Source organism: Sulfitobacter rhodophyticola (genome assembly GCF_041281685.2).
Lineage (GTDB): Bacteria > Pseudomonadota > Alphaproteobacteria > Rhodobacterales > Rhodobacteraceae > Sulfitobacter.
Genome location: NZ_CP166251.2, coordinates 2,357,127 through 2,378,215, shown reverse-complemented (window position 1 = coordinate 2,378,215; position 21,089 = coordinate 2,357,127). Strand labels below are relative to the sequence as shown.

The 21,089-nt window shown below is 59.9% G+C and carries 22 protein-coding genes; 9 read left to right on the top strand and 13 right to left on the bottom strand.

Annotation, left to right across the window (positions count from 1 at the left end; all coding sequences use genetic code 11):
- Together hydA and AB4X18_RS12650 are read left to right on the top strand one after the other, a co-directional pair.
- Entirely contained in the window at positions 1 to 1,449 is a 1,449-nt protein-coding gene (gene hydA, locus AB4X18_RS12655) for a dihydropyrimidinase (protein ID WP_370400423.1), read from the top strand.
- On the top strand, positions 1,446 to 2,105 hold the full coding sequence (locus AB4X18_RS12650) for an aspartate/glutamate racemase family protein (protein WP_432816658.1): 660 nt from the start codon (positions 1,446 to 1,448) through the stop codon (positions 2,103 to 2,105). Before hydA ends, AB4X18_RS12650 begins: the two co-directional genes overlap by 4 nt.
- Here AB4X18_RS12650 and AB4X18_RS12645 read toward each other — a convergent pair.
- Together AB4X18_RS12645 and AB4X18_RS12640 are read right to left on the bottom strand one after the other, a co-directional pair.
- The gene (locus tag AB4X18_RS12645) at positions 2,093 to 2,974 is read right to left on the bottom strand and encodes an isocitrate lyase/PEP mutase family protein (protein ID WP_370400421.1); all 882 of its coding nucleotides are present in this window, start codon (positions 2,972 to 2,974) and stop codon (positions 2,093 to 2,095) included. The genes AB4X18_RS12650 and AB4X18_RS12645 overlap by 13 nt on opposite strands.
- On the bottom strand, positions 2,971 to 3,663 hold the full coding sequence (locus tag AB4X18_RS12640; protein ID WP_370400420.1) for a GntR family transcriptional regulator: 693 nt from the start codon (positions 3,661 to 3,663) through the stop codon (positions 2,971 to 2,973). The genes AB4X18_RS12645 and AB4X18_RS12640 overlap by 4 nt, the downstream gene beginning before the upstream one ends.
- A gap of 133 nt (positions 3,664 to 3,796) precedes the next feature.
- On the opposite strand from AB4X18_RS12640, the gene AB4X18_RS12635 reads away from it, so the two are divergent.
- A complete protein-coding gene (locus AB4X18_RS12635) occupies positions 3,797 to 5,182 on the top strand; it encodes a dihydroorotase (RefSeq protein ID WP_432816657.1) in 1,386 nt (461 codons plus the stop codon).
- A 7-nt stretch (positions 5,183 to 5,189) separates the two neighbouring features.
- Here the strand turns inward: AB4X18_RS12635 and AB4X18_RS12630 are convergent, their stop codons facing one another.
- Positions 5,190 to 6,560, bottom strand: a complete 1,371-nt coding sequence (locus AB4X18_RS12630) for a nitroreductase family protein (RefSeq protein WP_370400417.1) — start codon at positions 6,558 to 6,560, stop codon at positions 5,190 to 5,192.
- Positions 6,561 to 6,800: 240 nt separating this feature from the next.
- Here AB4X18_RS12630 and dctP point away from each other — a divergent pair, with 240 nt between their 5' ends.
- The 3 genes from dctP to AB4X18_RS12615 are packed head-to-tail and all read left to right on the top strand — an operon-like array spanning position 6,801 to position 9,723.
- On the top strand, positions 6,801 to 7,811 hold the full coding sequence (gene dctP / locus AB4X18_RS12625) for a TRAP transporter substrate-binding protein DctP (protein WP_370400416.1): 1,011 nt from the start codon (positions 6,801 to 6,803) through the stop codon (positions 7,809 to 7,811).
- Between the two features lie 58 nt (positions 7,812 to 7,869).
- Positions 7,870 to 8,406, top strand: a complete 537-nt coding sequence (locus AB4X18_RS12620; RefSeq protein WP_370400415.1) for a TRAP transporter small permease subunit — start codon at positions 7,870 to 7,872, stop codon at positions 8,404 to 8,406.
- 6 nt (positions 8,407 to 8,412) lie between these two features.
- Positions 8,413 to 9,723 carry a TRAP transporter large permease gene (locus AB4X18_RS12615; RefSeq protein ID WP_432816656.1) on the top strand — a complete coding sequence of 437 codons (1,311 nt, stop codon included), beginning with the start codon at positions 8,413 to 8,415 and terminating at the stop codon, positions 9,721 to 9,723.
- Positions 9,724 to 9,735: 12 nt separating this feature from the next.
- Here the strand turns inward: AB4X18_RS12615 and AB4X18_RS12610 are convergent, their stop codons facing one another.
- From AB4X18_RS12610 to AB4X18_RS12590, 5 genes are all read right to left on the bottom strand, one after another.
- Positions 9,736 to 10,122, bottom strand: coding sequence for a nuclear transport factor 2 family protein (locus AB4X18_RS12610; RefSeq protein WP_432816655.1), 387 nt, complete (start codon positions 10,120 to 10,122; stop codon positions 9,736 to 9,738).
- Between the two features lie 137 nt (positions 10,123 to 10,259).
- Entirely contained in the window at positions 10,260 to 11,600 is a 1,341-nt protein-coding gene (locus AB4X18_RS12605) for an MmgE/PrpD family protein (protein WP_370400412.1), read from the bottom strand.
- Positions 11,597 to 12,952: an FAD-dependent oxidoreductase gene (locus AB4X18_RS12600; RefSeq protein WP_370400411.1), complete on the bottom strand. Its 1,356-nt coding sequence runs from the start codon at positions 12,950 to 12,952 to the stop codon at positions 11,597 to 11,599. Before AB4X18_RS12600 ends, AB4X18_RS12605 begins: the two co-directional genes overlap by 4 nt.
- Positions 12,949 to 14,310: an MmgE/PrpD family protein gene (locus tag AB4X18_RS12595; protein WP_370400410.1), complete on the bottom strand. Its 1,362-nt coding sequence runs from the start codon at positions 14,308 to 14,310 to the stop codon at positions 12,949 to 12,951. The genes AB4X18_RS12600 and AB4X18_RS12595 overlap by 4 nt, the downstream gene beginning before the upstream one ends.
- Positions 14,307 to 14,996, bottom strand: a complete 690-nt coding sequence (locus AB4X18_RS12590) for an isochorismatase family protein (RefSeq protein ID WP_370400409.1) — start codon at positions 14,994 to 14,996, stop codon at positions 14,307 to 14,309. Before AB4X18_RS12590 ends, AB4X18_RS12595 begins: the two co-directional genes overlap by 4 nt.
- A gap of 179 nt (positions 14,997 to 15,175) precedes the next feature.
- Between AB4X18_RS12590 and AB4X18_RS12585 the strand changes: the two genes are divergently transcribed.
- Together AB4X18_RS12585 and AB4X18_RS12580 are read left to right on the top strand one after the other, a co-directional pair.
- Positions 15,176 to 15,562 carry a nuclear transport factor 2 family protein gene (locus tag AB4X18_RS12585; protein WP_370400408.1) on the top strand — a complete coding sequence of 129 codons (387 nt, stop codon included), beginning with the start codon at positions 15,176 to 15,178 and terminating at the stop codon, positions 15,560 to 15,562.
- Positions 15,559 to 15,933, top strand: a complete 375-nt coding sequence (locus AB4X18_RS12580) for a nuclear transport factor 2 family protein (RefSeq protein WP_370400407.1) — start codon at positions 15,559 to 15,561, stop codon at positions 15,931 to 15,933. Before AB4X18_RS12585 ends, AB4X18_RS12580 begins: the two co-directional genes overlap by 4 nt.
- Here the strand turns inward: AB4X18_RS12580 and AB4X18_RS12575 are convergent.
- Genes AB4X18_RS12575 through AB4X18_RS12555 form a run of 5 tightly spaced genes read right to left on the bottom strand, consistent with a single transcriptional unit; the run spans position 15,930 to position 20,101 of the window.
- On the bottom strand, positions 15,930 to 16,598 hold the full coding sequence (locus tag AB4X18_RS12575) for a cysteine hydrolase family protein (protein ID WP_432816654.1): 669 nt from the start codon (positions 16,596 to 16,598) through the stop codon (positions 15,930 to 15,932). The two genes, AB4X18_RS12580 and AB4X18_RS12575, sit on opposite strands and share 4 nt — an antisense overlap.
- Positions 16,599 to 16,609: 11 nt before the next feature.
- Positions 16,610 to 18,001: an acyclic terpene utilization AtuA family protein gene (locus AB4X18_RS12570; protein WP_432816653.1), complete on the bottom strand. Its 1,392-nt coding sequence runs from the start codon at positions 17,999 to 18,001 to the stop codon at positions 16,610 to 16,612.
- Positions 17,998 to 18,294, bottom strand: a complete 297-nt coding sequence (locus tag AB4X18_RS12565; protein WP_432816652.1) for a DUF4387 domain-containing protein — start codon at positions 18,292 to 18,294, stop codon at positions 17,998 to 18,000. The genes AB4X18_RS12570 and AB4X18_RS12565 overlap by 4 nt, the downstream gene beginning before the upstream one ends.
- Positions 18,294 to 19,193: a polysaccharide deacetylase family protein gene (locus tag AB4X18_RS12560; RefSeq protein WP_432816651.1), complete on the bottom strand. Its 900-nt coding sequence runs from the start codon at positions 19,191 to 19,193 to the stop codon at positions 18,294 to 18,296. The genes AB4X18_RS12565 and AB4X18_RS12560 overlap by 1 nt, the downstream gene beginning before the upstream one ends.
- Positions 19,190 to 20,101, bottom strand: a complete 912-nt coding sequence (locus AB4X18_RS12555; protein ID WP_370400403.1) for a polysaccharide deacetylase family protein — start codon at positions 20,099 to 20,101, stop codon at positions 19,190 to 19,192. The genes AB4X18_RS12560 and AB4X18_RS12555 overlap by 4 nt, the downstream gene beginning before the upstream one ends.
- Positions 20,102 to 20,179: 78 nt before the next feature.
- On the opposite strand from AB4X18_RS12555, the gene AB4X18_RS12550 reads away from it, so the two are divergent.
- On the top strand, positions 20,180 to 21,052 hold the full coding sequence (locus AB4X18_RS12550) for an isocitrate lyase/PEP mutase family protein (RefSeq protein ID WP_370400402.1): 873 nt from the start codon (positions 20,180 to 20,182) through the stop codon (positions 21,050 to 21,052).
- Positions 21,053 to 21,089 lie beyond the last annotated feature (37 nt).

Below are 21,089 nucleotides of genomic sequence, written 5' to 3'. Positions count from 1 at the left end.
ATGCCCCATGACCTTGCCATCCGCGGCGGCACGCTTGCCACCGCAACAGAAACCTACCAAGCCGACATCGGCATTCGTGACGGTCGTATCGTCACCATTGCAGAGGCCGTTACCGATGCCGAGGACGTTATCGATGCCACCGGCCGGATTGTCATGCCCGGCGGCATAGAAGCGCATTGCCATATCGCGCAGGAAAGCGGCATGGGTGTCATGACATCCGATGATTTCCAGTCCGGCTCCATCTCGGCGGCATTCGGGGGCAATTCCTGCTTCGTCCCCTTTGCCGCCCAGAAGACGGGGCAAAGTCTGGCCGAAACGCTGGAGACCTACGACGCGCGAGCGACGCCGAAATCCGTGCTCGACTGGTCCTATCATCTGATCCTGACCGACCCGACTGCGGATGTTTTGAACGAACTTCCAGAGGTCTTCGCAAAGGGGATCACATCCTTCAAGGTCTTCATGACCTATGCCACGCGCGTGTCCGATGCGCAGTTTCTGGATATCCTGTCCGTTGCGGGCAAACATGGCGCGCTGACAATGGTGCATGCGGAAAACCACGACATGCTGGAGTGGATGGCCCGGCGCATGATCGAAGGCGGCAATACCGCGCCCCGCTATCATGCCCCCTCCCGCCCCGGTCTGGCCGAGGAAGAAGCAATTAACCGCGCCATCGCGCTGGCACGTCTGGCACAAGCACCCCTTTTTATTGTCCATGTGTCTACCCCGGTCGGCGCGACACTGGTGGCCAATGCGCGGGCCGAAGGCGGGCAGGTCTGGGCGGAAACCTGTCCGCAGTACCTGTTTCTGACCCGCGATGATCTGGACAGGCCGGGCATGGAGGGCGCGAAGTACATATGTTCTCCACCGTTGCGCGACACGCCGACACAAGCCGCACTTTGGCAGCATGTACAGGCCGGAACCTTGTCACTGGTGTCGTCGGACCATGCGCCCTATCGCTTTGATGACACGGGCAAGTTCAGCAACGGGCGTGATGTCGATTTTCGCCGGATTTCCAATGGCATGCCGGGCATCGAGATGCGCTTGCCCCTGCTGTTCTCCGAAGGGGTGAACAGGGGCCGGATCAGCCTGAACCAATTCGTCGCGCTGTCATCGACAAACGCCGCGCAGATCTATGGCATGCTGCCGCGCAAAGGCACATTGTCCATTGGCGCAGATGCAGACATCGCAATCTGGGACCCGCAAGAGACCCGCATCGCGGGCGAGATGCACGATGCGATGGACTACAATCCCTTCGCCGGATTTGAAGTTACAGGTTGGCCGATAACGGTTCTGGGCCGGGGACGCCGGATCGTTGATCAGGGCGAGCTGATTGCGCAACCCGGCTCTGGCGCATTTGTGAAACGGGCACCGATCGACCTGACGGGACATCCGGGCCAGCCGGTGCCGGAGCTGGACCCCACCCAAAACTTCAAAGCGGATCTGTCATGATCCGCCCAATCCTAGTCATCAACCCGAACTCGAACCCCGATGTGACCGCTGGCCTTGATGCCGCTGTGGCCCCCTTTCGCGTGGCCAGCGGCGTGGCGATTGAATGTGTAACTGTGCCGGAGGGGCCATTTGGTATTGAAAGTCAGGCGGACAGCGACGCGGCAGTGCCGCCATTGCTGGCGATGATCCAGCACCGCACGGATGCTGCGGCTTTCGTGATTGCCTGCTATTCCGATCCCGGTATTGATGCCGCGCGCGAAGCCGCTTCCGTGCCCGTCTTCGGGATGCAGGAAAGTGGTTTTCTGACGGCCATGGCGCGGGGTGACCGCATCGGGGTCATCGCAATCGCCGAAGGATCAATCCTGCGCCACCGCAAATACCTGCGGCGCATGGGTGTGCTGGATCGCATGGTGGCGGAAAGACCACTGAACATGTCGGTTGCGGAAACCGCGACCGGTGCAGGCACCTTGGAACGTCTGCAAACGGTATCAGAAACCCTTGTCCGCGAGGACGGAGCCGACGTCGTCGTGCTTGGATGTGCCGGCCTTTCTGCCCACCGCTCCAAACTTGAAACGGCCATCGGTCGCCCCGTCGTTGATCCAACGCAGGCCGCCGTGGCCATGGCGCTTGGGACGGTGCTGGCTCAGTCGATCTGATACCGGGCTTCAAGCACATCGTATCCCTGCTTGTTCACAAGGCGTTGGCGTTCTTCAAAATCCGCCAATTTGTCAATGACGCGAGTGACGTCGCCATCTGCCTTGAGCGCCGCCAGAACATCGCTCATCGCACGCATGGCAGCCTGCAATGGCGTATTGGCGTATAGCACCAGCGAGAACCCCAGTCCGGCCAGATCCGCCTGCGCCGTCAACGGGGTCTTGCCACCAACCACCATGTTCGCGACCTGCGGAACGGAAAGCCGCGTTGTAATCGCCTGCATTTCCTGGAGCGATGTCGGCGCTTCGACAAACGTCATGTCGGCACCCGCTTCTACAAACGCCTCCGCCCGGTCAAGTGCCGCGTTCAGCCCGTGAATGGCACGCGCGTCCGTGCGGGCGATGACCAATGTGTTAGCATCCTCGCGCGCATCAACCGCCGCCTTGACCTTCGACACCGCTTCATTCAGGGGGATCACCGCCTTGCCCGCAAAATGACCGCATTTCTTGGGAAAGACCTGATCCTCCATCTGTACCGCGGCGGCACCGGCCCGTTCGATCATCCGCACGGTACGCTGCGCATTTATGGCGTTGCCGAACCCGGTATCGATATCGACAACAAGCGGCAGGTCGGTGATTTCGGCAATGGCCGATACCGTCCCCACCAGTTCGGTCAGGGTAACCAGACCAATATCCGGCGCGCCCAGATAGGTGTTGGCAATCCCCGCTCCGGTCACATAGATGGCGTCAAATCCCTGATCCGCAATCACCTGCGCGGTCAGGGCATTCCCCGCACCCGGCAAAATCATCGCATCGCGGCGCGCGATGCGCGTGCGAAACGCTTTACGACGGTCCGCGAGCGTGGTGTTCATTTTCCCAAATCCTCATCTGTCAGCCAATCCTCAACCGCAGACAGGCTGCTGCGCAGATGCGCCCGCATTGCTGCCTCCGCCGCATCCGGGTCGCGCGCCTTCAGGGCCGCAAGGATCCGCTTGTGTTCTTCAAGGGCCTCGGCAGGCCGTCCGGGACGCATCGACAATCGGTGGCGGTAAAGCCGCAGCAGCGAGTACAGCTCGTTTCCGAGCATGCCGGACAAGCGCGCATTACCGCAGGCGGCAAGGATCACCTGATGAAAATCACCGTCCCCAGGAGCCTGAAAATAGCCACGCCCGGACTGCATCGCGTCTGTCTTTTCGTGCGCGGCCAGCATGTTTTCAAGCTGCGCAAGATCAGCTTCACTCATCCTTTCGCTGGCAAGACGGCACGCCATCCCTTCAAGGCTTTCGCGCACCTGCAACAAATCCAGCAGATCGTCTTTGGACAGGGAAACCACTCGCGCTCCCTGATTGGAAACGCGCGTGACCAGCTTGCGACCCTCCAACTGGCCGATCGCTTCCCGCAAGGGACCCCGCGAAATACCGAAGCGTCTTGCAAGCCCACTTTCGCTCAGCCGTTCTCCGGGGCCAAGTTCGCCTTCCATGATCGCTTTTTCCAACCGTTGCAGGGCGAGGCCTGAAAGGTTCTGCGCCACAAGTCGTTCTGATCCGCTCGCATCGCTCACAACGCGGCCTCCGCTGGTTGATTTTCGGGGTACGGCACTCGGGTCTCTCCAGCATTTGCGCGCTGATGGTTAATGGCTTGATATACCCGGTGTTCCAAGTTCATGCTGCACACCGGAACAAAGGAGAAAGATCATGGCCCAGCAATCGGACCTTGCATTGCGCGGTGGTCTTGCGTTTTTGCCCGGTGTCGGATTGAAGCGCTGCGATGTTCTGATCAGCGACGGTCGGATCAGCGCGATTGCCGCCCCCGGCGAAGGCGATGCTATCGAGGATGTCGATGTCGGCGGCCTGACCATTCTGCCCGGCGTGGTTGATGCGCACATCCACCTTGGTCACGGCATGGACATTGCCCGCCCCCGCGTTCCGAAGGATTCGCAAACCGAAACTGGCGCGGCCGCCATCGGCGGCGTGACGACCGTTCTTTCCTATGTCATGAGCCCTGAGCCATATGGGCCAATCTTCGATGAGCTTTGCCAGATCGCCGAGGCCGGCGCACGTATCGATTTCGGCTTTCATTTTGTCATTGCAACCGAAGACCAGTTGGCCGAATTGCCGGATCTGATCAAGCGCGGCGCGCCAAGCGCCAAGCTGTTCATGAACATTCGCGGTGATGAAGGCGCGCGGCTCGGCCTGCCCGGCACCGATGATGGCTTTCTGTTCCGCCTGCTGGAAGTGCTGGCCGACCACAACGGCCTTCTGTGCCCACATCCGGAAAACATCGAAGTTGCGTGGGTCCTGCGCGACCGTATCGCCGCCGACGATCCCAATGGCGAAGGCGGGCTGGCGACGTGGAACGCCACACGACCTCCATTCGTGGAGGCGGACGCCCTGTCGCGCGCGACCTATTTCGCCCGGATCACCGGCGCACCGGTGCATGCGGTGCACACCTCCTCGGGTGAAGCACTTGATGCAGCATTGCGCCAGCGCAGTGCGGGCACAGACGTTTCCATTGAAACCTGCCTGCATTACCTGACCCATGATACCACCAGCGCCATCGGCGCGGTTGGAAAGGTCAACCCACCGCTGCGCGCCCCCGAAGACCGCGAAGCCCTTTGGGCGGCCATTGCCCGCGGGGACATCGACACGATCGCCACCGATCACATCCATCGCCCCGTCACGTGCAAGGATGGTGGGATCTGGAAGGCGCAACCGGGATTTCCGGGCCTCGATGCATTTCTGCCTGTCCTGCTGACCTACGGCCATGATCATCATGACCTCCCGCTGGAAAAACTCATCCCGCTGGTCAGTGAAAACCCCGCCCGGCGCATGGGCCTGAGCACAAAGGGTGCGTTGCGCCCCGGGGCGGACGCGGACATCGCGGTGGTGGACCTGAAAGCCGATTGGGTGGTCGGCAAGGATGATCTCGGGACCGATGCGGAATATTCGATCTACGAGGGCGAGCGGATGACAGCACGCGTTGTGCACACCTTGTCGCGCGGGCGGTTCGCCCTGCGCGATGGCGCCTTGCAGCCAGGCGCTGTGGGCCGTGGGCGTTTCGTGCCACGCACGCTGATATGACGCCCCCTTAAACACGCCGTCCCCGCATTGCATAGAGACGACCAAGATAGCGGTCCTCGTGCTTCAGAACCCCTGCATCCCCTGTCGCTTCCGCCCCGATCCCAGACTCTTCTTCGATGGCAAAACGCGCTGCCATCCAGCCCGCCACGGTTTCGGCAGGAAGCGGCGTGAACGGCCCCTGATTGGGGATTTGCGCTTTTGCCTCATGCGCGCGCCAAAGCGCGCCGTAGGCTGAGGTGGCATTGCGCGTGCTGGCGACTACTGCGCCGCCGATCGCAAGAACGCGCTTCACCTCGTCAAGAAGCCGCTGCGGGTCCGGTACATGTTCCAGCACCTGCGGCAGAACAACTACGTCCTGTGATGCGTCTTCATAGGGCAACCTGTCTCCTTTGATCAGATCGAATGATACCCGCGTCACGTCATGCCCTTCGCGGCGAAGGCGTTCCTTGATGAAGGTCAGATTGTTCATGGAAAGCTCGGCCACGGAAAGAGACACCCTCGGCCCGATCGCATCCAGCAGTGCGGTTGTGGTGGTCCCACCCCAGGGCATGATCTCGATGATGCGGGCACCGGGGCCCAGATCGGGCAAAAGCGCATGCTCTGACCGCAGTGCATCGCCCTGCCTGCGAGAGACATAAACACCCGCCAGTGGCGACTTGGCCCAGACCGAATAACCGCGAAAATCTGCAATCTGGTCCCAATGCCATTGGGTCGGATCCCACTGTGCAAAGGGATTGGATTCGTTCTTGATCTTGCAGAACGGATAGTCCTTTGCGGGTTTGACGGGATAGCAGCTTGCCGCCGGACGTTCGAAACGCTCCCATGAAAAGACCTCGCTGACGGGTCTGCGGGGCGCCTTCATCCTCGGCGCGGTGGTCTTGGCGCGACCAATGGCAAGGGCACCGATGACGTCAAATGTCGGAGGTAGCGCCAGAAGGTCACGTAGGGCCGCCTGATCCCCGATGCCGGCATTCCAGATACACTGATACCCGCGCAGATGCGCCGACAACATCATGTGATAACACGCACCCGCGACGGACTGCACGATGGAGAAGTTGCCATGCGTCCAGCCTTTCTGAAAACACAGGTAGATCAGCGCGGAACATTCGGCGAAGTGATGGTTGCCTCCGGAGATGTCGCGCGCCTGCTGCTTTCGGTCCGGATCGGTAATAATGATGAAGTGCCAGTTCTGCTGGTTGCAAGACGACGGGGCCTCGACCCCGTCGTGCACGATTTCTTCCAATATCTCGTGCGCGATGGGGTTGCCGTCAAAGTCTCTGCAGGATGCGCGCTGTGCCAGCTTGTCGAGGATGGAACGCGCCTCGACGGCGGGTGCCTGTGACCCGCCTGCTGCCTCATTTGTATGCAAGCCGCTCACAATTCGGATTCCCCCACCGCACGTCGTCGTTGACAATTCTTTGTCAGCTTCGCAAAACTGTCAACAGTTGACCGATTGTACACTGGGGCTGTCGCTTTCCGGAAGACGCAATTTCGCTGCCTATGGCGAGAAACAAGGGCAGGCGTGTTGCAGTCCGAGAAAAAGCGGGCCGTCTGTGCCGATCATTCTAGGTTAAAAAACGACCGTCCGGGAGTGGCGGCAAATAATAGGGAGACGTTCATGCTTAATCGTTTTACCAGCATCCTTGGCGCCGCAGTATTTGCAGCTGGCGCTGCGGGCGCGCAGGATGTGACACTGCGCTGGGGTCACTATCTGGGTGACAGTTCGTTCGTTCAAGCCGAAAAGGACTTCGCCGCCGCCGTGACGGAGCGCACCGACGGTCGCGTGACTGTCGAAATCACCTTCGCGGGCGGTCTGGGCGCCGGGAATGAGGTGCTGACCCTTGCAGGACGCGGCGCCATCGACATGGCGTCCGTGGTCCCGGGGTATTATTCCGACCAGTTGCTATACTGGCGTGCGTATCAAATCCCCTTTGTGTTCGAGAGCCCCCGTCAAGCCATGGAAATCTCTGCTGCGGCCTACAAGGATCTGCCCTACTTCGAGGATGAACTGTCAAAGTTTGGCGTCAAGTTCCTGTTTCACCAGCCACTTGGCGACTATTATCTGACGGGACCTGATGCGAATTGCGACACCGTCGCGGGTCTGTCCGGCAAGAAGATCCGGTCATTCGGAGCGGATGTGCCCAAGGCGCACGAAGCTGTTGGCGCAGTACCGGTATCGGTCGGTGTTGGCGAAGTTTATGAAGCGCTGCAAAGCGGATCGCTGGACTATTCGTTCCTGAACCGTGGCAACATCCTGTCAAACCGACTCTATGAACCCGGCCAGTACAGCTGCGGTCCGGTGATGGCGATCACGGGGCACCTGATCGTGATCAATCAGGACGTCTGGAATGATATCTCCGAAGCGGATCAGGCGATCATTCAGGAGGAAGCAACGAAAGCCGGCCAGGCCTATATCGACAACATCGAAAAAGCCGAAGAGGCCGCTGGCGCAGCCATCGTCGAAGCGGGCGGCACCATCAAGCCCTTCCCAGCCGAGGAATTGGCAAAGTGGAAAGAAGCGGCCCCGGATCTGTTGCAGAACTGGGTGGATGACATGACGTCGCGCGGCATGGGTGATGAAGCGAACGCGGTTTCGACCTACTGGCGTGCCATCATCGACGCCGACTGATCAAAAGCGGTGGCAGGCGCGCGCGTCTGCCACCATCCTCCGACGACAGGTCGCCCCCTTGAAACTGATTTCCCGCATTGTTGAACGTCTGGCGCTCGTGGTTCTTTTGATCGGCGGTCTGGGGATGCTGTTTTCCATGTTTCTGGGTGTCGCGGATGTTGTTGGGACACAGGTCTTGCTGATCCCCGTACCCGGCCCCCGCGAGTTGACGGAAAGCACGATGGTGCTGATCGTCTTCGGTGCGCTGGCCTATGCGCAGATCAGGCGTGCCCACATCCGGGTCGAACTGGTCTATTTCCAGATGCCGCCACGGGTGCGCGCGGTCATGGACGTGATTACGGACCTTGCTGCCATCGCATTCTTCGGGCTGATCCTGTCAGAGGCGATCTCCGAAGCGCAATATTCGCTTCAGATTGGCGAAGCGACTGTCGGTCTCATCCGCTTTCCGCTATGGCCCGCCCGGTTCATTTTGGCGGCAGGGTGCGCGCTGATGATCCTGCAGCTTGTACTGCACCTGATCGAAGACGTGATCCGCGTGAAATCAGGCAAGGGTCTTCACAACGACCCGCTCAGCATCCTTCAAGAAGTCGAGTAGCGGCGCATGTTTGATCCGGCAACGGCAGGCCTTATCGTCGCCGGCATCCTTTTCTTCCTGCTGACAACCGGCACCCATATCGGTGTTGCACTGGGCCTCAGCGGGTTCATCGGTATCTTCATCACCATCAGCGACCGCGCCGCTTTTGCGCAGGTAGCGACAGTCCCGTTTTCAACGACGAATTCCTTCACATTGGCGGTAATCCCACTTTTTATTCTGATGGGATCGCTGGCCACGCAGGCTGGACTGACGACAGATCTCTACAAGGCGGCTTATAACTGGCTTGGCAAGATCTCAGGTGGTCTTGCGATGGCGACGACGCTTGCGTCAGCTGCATTCGGCGCGGCCTGCGGTTCAACCATCGTGAATGCCGCCGTCTTCACCAAGATGGCCATGCCGGAAATGACCAAGTTCGGCTATGACAAGCGCTTGTCGGCGGGCTGTATCGCTGCTTCGGGAACCTTGGCATCCCTTATCCCACCGTCGATCCTGATGATCATCTACGCCGTGATCACCGAACAATCCGTCGCCCGTCTTTTGGTGGCCGGGCTGGTTCCGGGGCTGATGTCGGCGGGTATCTACATGGCGGGTATCTATCTGGTCGCCAAGGCACGACCCGATCTTGCCCCGATCCCGGATGTGATCATCACGCGCCGGGAAAAGTGGGAATCCCTCAAAGGGGTCTGGGGCATATCCTTTCTGTTCATTCTGGTGATTGGCGGCATTTACCTGGGCTTCTTTGTGCCGACATACGCGGGGGCGGTGGGCGCGTTCGGGGCTTTCATGATCGTGGCCGCCAAGCGCAAGCTGAACCTCAAGCTGCTTGTCGAGACGTTCAAGGACGCGGGCATCACCACCTCCACGATCTTCATCATCGTGATCGGCGGTATCATCTTTGCGCGTTTCCTGACGTATACGGGTCTGGTCGGTGACATCTCCGACTGGATGCTCGCGCTTGAACTGTCTCCCATCGCCTACCTGATGGGATTTGCGGTGCTCTATCTGATTCTCGGCATGCTGATCGATCCCATCGCCATCATGGTGATGACCCTACCGGTCATGTTCCCGATCATGACAAGCGTCGGATACGATCCAATCTGGCTGGGAGTGATTGCGATCAAATTGGCTGAGATAAGCCTAATCACCCCGCCTGTCGGCCTGAACGTCTATGTGGTGCGGTCGGCGTCACCAGTGCCCTTGCGGCTAGAACAGGTTTTCGCCGGGGTCACACCCTTCATCCTGATGGACCTTGTCACATTGGGGCTACTCATTGCCTTTCCATCGATCGTCCTGTTCCTGCCGAGCCTGATGGGCTGACAATCGCTGCCTTCAGAACGGCGGAACGTCGACAATGAACACCAGGTCAGCGCGCCATTCCGGTGCCGGGTAAGGGTCTGGCCAATATTCCTTCTGCTTCAGGATCAAATCGTTCTTCAGCACATGAAATGTGATCGCTGTCGCGGTCATGACGCCATCCGTGATCGCAACATCCGAGACCGCGCTTTCAGCATCTGCAATGATTGAACGGACTTCAAAGCGCCAGATGCCCTCCGCTGGATAAGCATTGTTAAGGGCGGCGAATGCAGATCGACCTTTCAGGTATTCACCGGTCTGAGGCAAGTAGTACTCAAAGTCAGGGTGCAGCCATTGGCTTGCATGCGCGAAGTCATTTGTCGCCATGGCCGACCAAAAGTCGGCGATCACCTTCTCCGACACGCTCTTTCGCTCCCAAGGTCGCCGTAAAAAGGAACGGTATTGCTGCGGCTTGTCCAATGTCAACGTCAGGTGAGTTGAGCACATTTTTCCATGATTTAACTATTTTGCCTCGAAATTTTTGGGTACTTTCAGAACGGTCACACCCGCAGCAATGCGGCGATTTCTTCCAAGTCTGGGGCCGTATTCAAGCGCAGGATGTATGTCTGCAACGCTTTGGCCTCTGTTTTGTCTTTCATACGACCCGCATTCATAAGGAACTTGGTGTGAATGTCTGCGTCGGCGATGGGTCTGCCGGGTGCCCCATGCACCTGCGCAATCTTTGCAACGACCTCACCTTGCCCGGTTTCGATGTTGATCCGTGCCTCAAACCGCGCCGGAAACGCGTGACCCTGCATCGGTTCCCACTTCATCCGCCGGGCGAAGCGTATCACTTCATCCCGCGGTGCACTTTCGAAACTGGCAACGTCGACACGCCCATCAATCAGCATGAGCGCCATGCAATATGCCAGCCCCCACTTGCCATCATATCCCGACAACGGCGCTTGCCGACGCGACCAGGGCTCACAGATCAAAGGGGCTTGCGGGGGTGGTACAAATGCCATCAGCGACAGAACGTCCTGTGGCAGCAAGCCCTCCGCCATCACTTGATCAATCGCTTCAAGGTAGGGGTGTATGTAGTGACAACACGGATAAAGCTTGAAAGCCGCCTGCGGCAGCAGCCAATCCTCCCCTAGGGTATCAAGCTGTTGGATCAGGCTTCCGTGACCGTCCGCGAAGGCATTCATGACCCCGAAAGTGCTTTCGAGGATGGATGCCGGACCTGTCATACCCGCCCGCGCCAGCCGTGCGGCATCGATCCCGGTGCGTGCTGCCCAACCCGGATTCAAAGCCTTTGACCCGGCACCATCTGCAAGAAAGGCGAGCGTCCCGGAGGCCTGCCCACCCGCAATCCCGATTGCCGAGACCGTTTGCCCATGGTCCAGTCCAAGCACCGGGGACGCCGCCGCTGCTGCGCCAATCGCGCCGCCAACCGATGTGGCTTGAAACCCCCGCGCCTGAAACCCACCCGGTGCCGCAAGTCCGATGCGGATCGCAACCTCCCAAGCCACGATATAGGCAAGGATCAAATCGCCGCCCGACCCACGTGCAAGCTGTGTCGCGGCCAGTGCCAAGGGGGCTGCGACGGCAGACCCGTGCACGACTGACCCGAAGTGCGTGTCGTCGTATTCAAGCGCATGGATCAATGCACCGTTGATCATCGCGGCAGCGCCCGGCTCCGCCGTGCCTCCGGTCAGCAGGCTTGCACAACCGTCAGCGGCGGCTGCTGCCCATCGCGCGTTGCCCGCAACCGTGGCGGAGGCGATGCCCACGCCTATCCCGTCAAGAAAATGCAGGTGCGCCGCCGCAAGCACATCGTCTGGAACACCGTCCCGCAGCGTCCGCAAGGCAAATTCGGCGATCTGCGCGGCACCTGTCAAAGGTCGGCCTGTATCTCTGCGATGGCGACCTGCCCGGCCTTGCGGCCTAGCACCAGCGCCGTGATCAACCCGTTGCCTGAAGCATATCCTTTCGCCCCGGCAAGACCGCTGATCCCGACGGCCGCCCCACCTCCCGCGAAAAGGTTCGGAATGATGCGCCCATCCGCCTTGCAGACATGCGCCTTGTCATCGACCAGCAGACCCCCCTGAGTGTGGAACAGTCCTGGCTTGACCTTGACGGCCGCGAATGGCGGTTGAAGCGGTGCCTTAGCAAACGCCGTGCGCCCGAATGCATCATGCCCCTGCCCTGCGGCCGATGCATTGTAGGCGTCGATCATTGCCTCCAGACCATCGGGATCAAGACCAACCCCATTGGCAAGATCCGCCAGGGTAACGGCCCAAGTCACGGCGCCCATCGCAGACATCTCGGCGTATTCTTCCTCTGCCTCCGCAATGGCATGAATGCGGGCGTCGTAGATGGCCCATGCGAACGCACCCTGTTTCATGACGTGTGGGGCAAAACCCGAATATCCCAGGTCTTCGTTGCCGAACCTGCGACCTGACTTGCCGACAATCACGCCGCCTTTTTCAATCGTGGTCCAGGACAGCAGTTGCCCCTGTGGATAAGCGACCGCAGCGTATCCCTGATACGCGCCCATGTTTCCCAGGCCCGCCCCAAGCGATTGCCCCCACCGCACCGCGTCTCCAGTGCTGCCGGGCGCGCCGAAATACGCGGCATCGGCGATCTCGGGGCAGTGTTCGGCCACCAGCGCGGGGTCCGCTGCAAAACCGTTTGTCGCAAGCAGTACTTTTCGGGCGCAAACCGGCTCTCCGCCGACAATCGCACCTGTGACGCGGCCGTCTTCGACCAGCAGTCGCTCCGCCCGGTTGCCTATCGCTATGGGAATCCCACGATCCGACACGAAGCGAAGGAGGTCATCCACAAGCTCCTGTCCTCTGCGCGATTTCGGGGCGTGCAACCGCTCGACCGAATGGCCAATGTGGCGATACGCAGTGATCAGCTCCATCCGCGCGCCCAGATCATCGATCAGCCATTCGCAAAGCGGGCCGCATTCTGCCGCGATCATCCGGGTCAGATCGTCCGCGTCGTGGTGCCCGGCGACGCGGATCAGGTCATCGACCATCCGATCGGGGCTGTCTTCAATCCCAGCTTCACGCTGGTACCTTGAGCCCGCGCCGGGGATGGAACCGGTCGATAGGGCAGAGTTTCCACCCGGCCGGTCGCGACCTTCCAGGATGGCGACGGTGCCACCCGCATCATGCGCCGCGATCGCCCCCGCCAGCCCACAGGCACCGGACCCGATAACCAGCAGGTCCAGCATATCGCTCATGATGTGGCCATGGCGCGCACCGTTTCGTCCCAGCGCCGCGACAGCGCGGTGTCATCAAGATCAAGCAGCGCATCGATGATGCCCCCCATAGCCGGATACGGGGGGCCGATGATGCCGTGTATCTTGTTGCGGATTTCATCAGGCGTGAACGGCAGGTCAGGCCCGCCACGCGCGCTCATCACGGTCTCGGACAGGGTCGTGCCGTCATCAAGCGTCCAGGTGACCCGCGTGGGCCTGTCGTTAGGCCATTCAGGCAATGGTTCAAACGGCGCGGTGCTGACCTTGTGACGCAGCGTGGCGATCTCAGGCACGTGCAGCGTGTCTGATGAAAACGCCTCTGCCCCGCCATGACCGTGCACAGCGGCAGTCGCCGCGATATGCTGAATCGAGAATTTTGCGGCGATCGTTGTATCGGGGTCCGGGTTATCCATCAGTCGGGCCTTTTCGTGCGTATCAAGGTGGATACCGACGACACGTTCAACAGGCACTTGGTCCAGCAGTTTCATTGTCGCCTCAATCGTGGCGTGCCCGTACTGACAACATGCAAAAACCTTGTGATACCCATCCGAAATGGCCCAGCTTTTGCCCAAACCATCGTACAGTTCCACCGGGTTGGCAGAAGTGCCAAAGGCATCGGCGTAAACGTCATGCAACGCCGAGGGCAAACCGCGAATACCCATTGCCGACCAATCCGCCGCGCGCAAACCGGTCTGGGCGGCAATCCCGGGCCAGACGTTACGCACAAGCGATCCCTGAATTGGATGTGTGTAGGGACCCGGCAAGACCATTGTTGCCGCGCTGGAAATCGCGCCGATGGTAACATCCACTGGCAGCCGCCTGAGCGCGGATACCGCCGCTGCGGCACCGACGGCGGCAAGGCTGCCGTGGGGATGCAGAACGAGGTTCGGAAAGGTGAATGCGCGTGCCACCCGCGCGACGGTCTCATACCCGATCACAAGGGCGCGCAGCACTTCCTGAGTTGTCTGCCCATCCGCCTCCGCTTCGGCCAGCAGTGCAGGCAGGCAATAGACGCCTGCATGACAAATCACCCGCCGGTACCCTTCGTCCAGTTCGGCCCAGTCTCCCGCGCACCCATTGGCAAGGGCCGCCGAATAGCGGTCGAACCGGTGGCCACGCGCATTGAACACCGTCGCCTCAGCCGCCCCGCTGGACTTGGCGACGCCATCCTGCAAGGCAATCACCTCTGGCTCGGCTCGCGCTGCAATCATGGCGGCCAGATCGTCGCACAGGACAAGTGCCGCGCGTTTACGGACGTCGTCAGGAATATCCGCCCAGTCAACCGCGCTGGTGAACGCGACCAACCTGGACAAGGCCGTTCCGACATCCCTTGCGCTCATGATGCAGACTCCAGCCCCTCCAACACCTCGATGACGTGGGATGACGGCAAGACATCCGCATACTTCCCGTTCATGTCCCAAAGGTTGACAGCATGCGATGTCGGTGCCCGGTCATAAACGCAGTCTTCCGGCACGATTACCTTGAAATTCAGCGCGAATGCATCCGTGACTGACGACCGCACGCACCCTGAAGTGGTGCATCCCGTTACGACAAGCGTATCGACGCCGAAATCAATGAGGTGGCTGGTCAACGGCGTTCCGAAGAAGGCGCTTGGATGCTTCTTGGGCAGCAACACATCTCCTGCGACCGGCGCTACCTCACTGACAAATTCATAACCCTTGGCGTCAATCCCCATGATCGAGGGGATCTTTTGTGCCAGCCGTCCACCATCTGTCTCAGCGTTCTTGGGCGCCACATGCGGATGAAGCACCGGAAATCCCTTGTTCCGAAAGGTCGCCAACAAGGGCACGATCCGGTCCACTGCATCCCAGCCCACGTCACCACATGATGTCGGATATTCCTCTATCGCCTCCCAATATGGTTTTGGCGCTGTGCCGATGGTGCGGTATTGAACGTCAATGATCAAAAGCGCCGGATCGGCGCCAAATCCGCCTTCCCCACCAAATCCCGCGGAAGCATATCGCTGCTCCTCTTCATCGGTGATGACACCGGTCCATGGCCGCATGGCGCATCCCTCTGACTGCTAAGATCTGTCAACAGTTGACGAAAAGACCTTTACGTTGTCAACCTTCCGGCAGGGGGTTCCCTATCGCTTTGAGAGGCATCGAGAGGGGCGGAGCGAATGGAACGGGCCGCACCGTGCGCGCCATATCAACGCATAATTCAAATTGAGAGGACCGGTCCATGACGCGTGATGCGCAGATGTCTTTGGTGAAACGATACTTTGATGCCGTGGATGGTGAGGACCTTGCCGCCCTGCTGGACACACTCACTTCAGACTGCGTCTTCTCAGTTGAGACGCATGGCGTGAAGCTTGAAGGCCATGCGGAGATTTCAGCCATGTTCAAAAAGCTTTGGTCGGACCACGCGGCCGTCCTGCATCATGACTTCACACATGTTCCTGACCCGCAAGGCGGGCGCATCGCATCACGGTTCACGGTCCGGAACACAGAACATGACGGCAGCCTGACCCACAAATCCAATTGCAACTTCTTTGAGATCGCAGATGGCGGTTTTTGCAGCGTGCGCGTCTACATGACCGGGCAGAATACGTTGGACAGACCCGCATGACCGATCCGTTGACAGCGCTGGCGGTGAAATACTTCACAGCTCTTGATGCCCGCGATCTGGACGCGCTTGCAGACACGATGGCGCCAGACTGTGTTTTGTCGATTGAAACACACGGCGTTGTTTACAATGGCCGCGATGCGATTTGCGACCTGTTTGCGAAGCGTTGGCAAGGGCCACAGCGTGCCATCCATCACGACTTCACGCATACACCCTCTCCTGAGACGGGCCGCATCGCCAGCCAGTTTACCGTCACCTATTCGGGGCCGGGCGCGTGGGATCCAAAGTCAAATGCCAACGTCTTTTCGATCCATGATGAAAAGATCACGAAGATCGCCGTCTATATGTCAGGTGCCAATACAATCAAAGTCTAGGACAGCAAATCAATGACATCTTCAGTTGAACGCACCTTGCCAAAGAACCGGGCAAAGTTGCGCATCGTTCCTTCGTGCAATTCCTTGTGGGTCGTCGCGCAGGCATCCTCGACCAAGGTCACCGCATAGCCACGATCCGCAGCCTCGCGCGCGGTTGTTTCAACACACATGTTCGTGGAGACCCCCGTCAGGAAAAGATGCTCACGATCAAGCGATCGCAGAAGGTGATCGAGCCCGGTCGACGCAAATGCTCCTATGGATGTTTTCCGAACGATCGGGTCGCCGGGCTCGGGGGCAAGTTCGTTGATAATCTGATGCGCCCGCTGACCTTCATAATTACCGACGGATTGAAAGAACGCCCGCATATGGACAGGTGCATCCGAGCAGTCAGAAAGGGCGGCACCGATCGTCACATAGATCACCTTACCACCTACTACCCGCATGGCCTTGATCAGGCGTTGAGTGTTCGGAATGACAAGTGCATCGATCCTGTCGAAACGCCAATCCGTGATGGTATTTCCCTCTGCCGCCATCCTTTGCGCAAGCGCGCCGGTGCGGTGACCCGTCGCATATTGCATATCCACGATGATAAGCGCCGAACGCGCAGGTTCCGTGATCCGGTCGGCGTTGAATTCCTTGACATAATCTTCGGAGGGTTGGCTCATGGGGCATCCTTTCAGATATCGTGCAGCGTGACAGGAAAAAGCGCATCCAGGGCCTCCCAGCTGTCCAGTTTCATGATGTGGTAAAGCGAAAAGGCATAGGCCGGCCCGGCGTCAAGCTCCGGCGGGGTCACGGGAAAGGCAAGGTTTCCCCCGGTGCAGACCCGCCCTTCGAACCCCCAGTGCAGCAGTTGCTGACGGGCCGTCGCCGCGACCATACGGGCCGTTTCGGCATCTGCCGCGATGCATTCGCCCAGAATGAAGATTTCACGAGGTGCGGCATCAGGTGGCGTGGGCCAATCCAGAACGCCGTCAATGCCATACCGCCGAAAGGACAATTGCCATGGCGCATCGTGAACTGGGGGTATCAGGTCAGCGACGGCATCTTGAAGCCGGGCAAGGATGTCATCGGATTGCGCGATAAATCCGGGATCCGCAACGCCAGCCAGCAAGGCCACCCGGTGTCCCAGAAGCCGAGCCCCTTCGATCTTTACGCTGGGGATGGCAGCATCATGCCAGACAGCGCCTTTGCAACGCACACGCCGGTCGTCAACGGCATCATAGGTCGCGCCGCTGAGATCAACGTGTCCCTCGGGCTCAAACACGCGGACGGGGTCGGCCTGCTCATAAAGCGCATGGGCGGCGACGGACAGGGGCGTCGCCGCGCGGGCCGGGTTCATGCTTTCTAATATGAAGCCGTCACCCTCTAACGTCGCCAACATCGCGTCACGCCCGCCGGGGACACAGCACAGCGAAGTACATTCGAGGATCTTGGCCATGTGAACCGCAGGCCCTTTTGGATAGCCCAAAAGGACGGGGACCACTGCAAACGGCGCAGTGTCGCAGGCACGCCCAGCAAGGATCACGTCGGCACCTTGCGACAGGGCGCTGGCAAAGGGACGCTGGCCCATTTGCCCGACAATTGCGGCAGAGTTGTCGATGTCCGCATTGATCTGCCCAATTGACGCAAGGCGTGCCTGCTTGTCTGCGGTACGGACAAGGGCGTGCGGCACATCCGCCGCAATTGTTGCAAGACGAAACGACAAGCCAAGCTCCGCCGCCACCTCGCGCAGCAGACCTTCGACCATAGCCAAGTGCGGCGCACCCCCGGCTGTTCCCGCACTTCCGATCAACAGTGGCACGTCCAGCTTGCGCGCGCCCTCAAGCACGAGGGCCAGATCCCGCCGCGCCATCGCAGAAGGTGCCGCCATTCTGCCCGACCCAAGATAGGCAGGCCCCGGATCCACCGATCCCATGTCCGCAGCAATCGCATGCGGCGCACGATCTATCCCGGCTTCGAATGCCCTCTGCGGAATGCCAAGCCCCAGCTGCCCTGACGCCGACAGGATGCGCAAGGGTTTGTCTCCACCACGCAGGCGCGCGGCAAGGCGGGCGTAAGCGCTCATACCTCCAGACCCAACATCGGGGCGTGCTGTTGTGCGCCAAACCCATCGCGGTCACCTGGTCCGCCGGCTGTGATGGCCCGTGCAAACACAATCTTGACAGCGCGGGCGGCGGGCACGGCGATGACATCGAAATCGTCTGCTGGCCGACCGTAGCGCATGGCAATCGCATCCGGCGTCAATGCCGCATGGCCGCGCACAAAGGCCGCTTCATCGCCAAAGATCACATCAATGGTCAACATGGTCGGGCCCGCATTCTTGGAACGCACCACTTTCGCCAGATCACCAAGTACCATCAGCCAGCGCCCCAGAACCGACAACAATGGCTGGCAATCTCACCTGCCGTAGCCCTCCAAACGCCGTCTACCGCTGCAAGCCGACCCAACGCGGCGCGCAGGTATTTCACGCGATGCGGTTGACCGATGACCCACGGGTGCAGGGACAACAGAAAACTGCGCCCGCCTTCGGCGGCAAGCCCTTCAGCTGCTTCGCCGACAAGATCGGGATACCGCTGGTTTGGCACCTTCCGCAGCCACAGGGCCGTGACATCATCCCATTCCATCTGGTTGGGGATGGACACCATCGGTGGCGTCGTCTGAAAGAGATAAGGTTGGTCGTCATTGGGCCAGTCCAGCAAATGATCATACCCTGCTTCTGCCAAAAGCTGCGGCGTACGCGCGCTTTCGCCGCTGTCCGGCCCCAACCAGCCACGCGGACGGACCCCAAGGATCCGCTCAAATGTCCGGGTTGTACGCGCAATGACTGCGCGCTCCTCTGTCTTCGTCATGTCTGAGGTCAGCATGCGGGATTGATATTCGCCATGGGCCACGAATTCCGCACCATGGGATTGCAGGATTTCCACGGCCCTTGGATAGCGTTCAAGTGCCGCGGCATTGGCCGCAACCGTCAGTTTCAGATCATGACCCTGCAAGGCATTCAGGACGCGAAACAGGCCAATCCGGTTACCATATTCCCGCTGGGTAAAGGGCCGGTATTCCGGGAAATAGAAACCATATTCGCCTGTGAAACGCGGATCTTTCCACGACGTTTCAGGGGGTTCCAATTCATAGTATTCAAGATGGATCAGGACGCAGACCGCCAGTCGCGCGCCATCAGGCCAGTGCAGCGGTGACCGATCCGGCATCGCCGAAAAAGGGTAAAGATCATGATCCATTCCCCGGCGCGGCGTTGTCATGTCTGAAGACCCAGATGCCAGTCGATATGATCCCGGCACTGAACCGTATAGTGATCCGCGATTTCCTCCCCCGTTGCGGCCCAGACGTCGTCGTGATCAAGAATGTACTCCAGCGCCGCGGCCAAATGTTTGATGCGATGCGGCTGCCCCATCATGTAGGGGTGCAAGGCGATGCACATCACCTGACCGCCCTCAGCGTAGAGTTCATCAAACCCGTCGCGGATCATCTGCGCGAAATCAGCAGCCTCGAACTGCTGACGATGCAGGATCGAATCGTTCAGGTCCATCGTGTAGGGGATCGTGATCAGATTGCCTGTCTTGGTGCGCAGGGGCACCGGCTGATCATCATGGTGCCAATCGGTGTAGTAGGTGATCCCCGCCTCGGCAATCAGATCGGGTGTATTCAGGGTATAGGATGCCGCCGGACTGAACCAGCCGCGGATGTGTCGCCCCGTCAGATCGCCATAAAGGTCGACACAGGCGCGGATCGCGGCACGTTCGTCGTCTTCAGAGTAGTTCCAGTGATAGCGGGTATTGTACATCCCGTGGCACAGGACGGACCACTGCCGTTCTTCCATGGCGCGGAAGATCTCAGGGTAATGCACCCAATTCGCGACAGAAAGCGACACTGTCGCACGCAATGAAAGCCGATCAAAAAGGTCAAACATGCGCCACAGTCCCACCCGGTTGCCGTAGTCGCGTGTGCCGTAGCCGATAACGTCAGGATGCGGAGTGCGCGGCCACGGATTGCGCACGGGCGACGGGCGCGGCGCATATTCATAGTGCTCCACATTCGGCACCACCCAAAGCGCCAGTTTTGCCCCGTTCGGCCAGACAATCCTCGGCCGATCCGGCCAAGCGGAGTATGGCGCGCGGTCGGCATGGGCAAATGGACGGTCGGGTTGCAAAGTGTCTCCTTGCCGCAAACTGTTTACAGTTGACACTAAACGAGACAGGCTGCGCGGCAACCCCCTGAGGCCGCCCAGATGACCCAGACACGCAAGACCACCCGCTTGAAGACACTGATCGAAGCGCCCGAATTGCTTGTTATGCCCGGTGCCTACGACGCTCTTTCCGCGATGTTGATCGAAGATGCGGGATTTGATGCAGTCCAGGCTTCTGGGTTTGGGCTGGCGGCAAGTCACCTTGGTCTGCCCGATATCGGCATTCTGGGCTTCCGCGAGATGCTGGACCGCACACGCGTGATGGCAAACGCGGTGTCCATTCCCTTGATGGCCGATGGCGACACCGGGTTTGGCGATGCCGCAACCACGTGGCATGTGGTGCGGGAGTTCGAAGCGGCGGGTGCCGCAGGTATCAATCTCGAAGATCAGATCATGCCCAAACGCTGCGGGCATTTTGTTGGTAAGACGGTTATTGCGATGGAAGAAATGATCGGAAAACTTCGGGCCGCCGCGGACGCGCGGCAGGACAAGGATTTCGTGATCAACGCGCGGACGGACGCCCTTCAGCCCTTGGGTGTGGACGAAGCGATCCGACGCGGCAACGCCTATGCCGACGCAGGTGCCACGCTGATCTTCGTCGACGGGATTGAAACCCGGGACGACGTGAAACGCATCATCGCTGAAATAAGCGCACCTGTGTCAATCAACATGGTGGAAGGCGGGCGCACCCCGCTTTTCAGCTTTGCTGAGTTGGCAGAGTTGGGCGCGGCGCGCGTTTCCTGCCCAGTCACCACCATCCTTGCAGCCATGAAGGGTGTGCAGCAGGCCCTCGCGTCGCTCAAGACGACCGGGTCACCGGGGGCCGCGCCGGAATTGCTGGCCGGGTTCGACGAGATCAAGGAACGTCTTAGCACCCCCCGGTTTGACGCACTCGGCAGCGATTTTGCAGAATAGGCTGACGTCAGGCCGCTGAACCAAATACACGGTACTT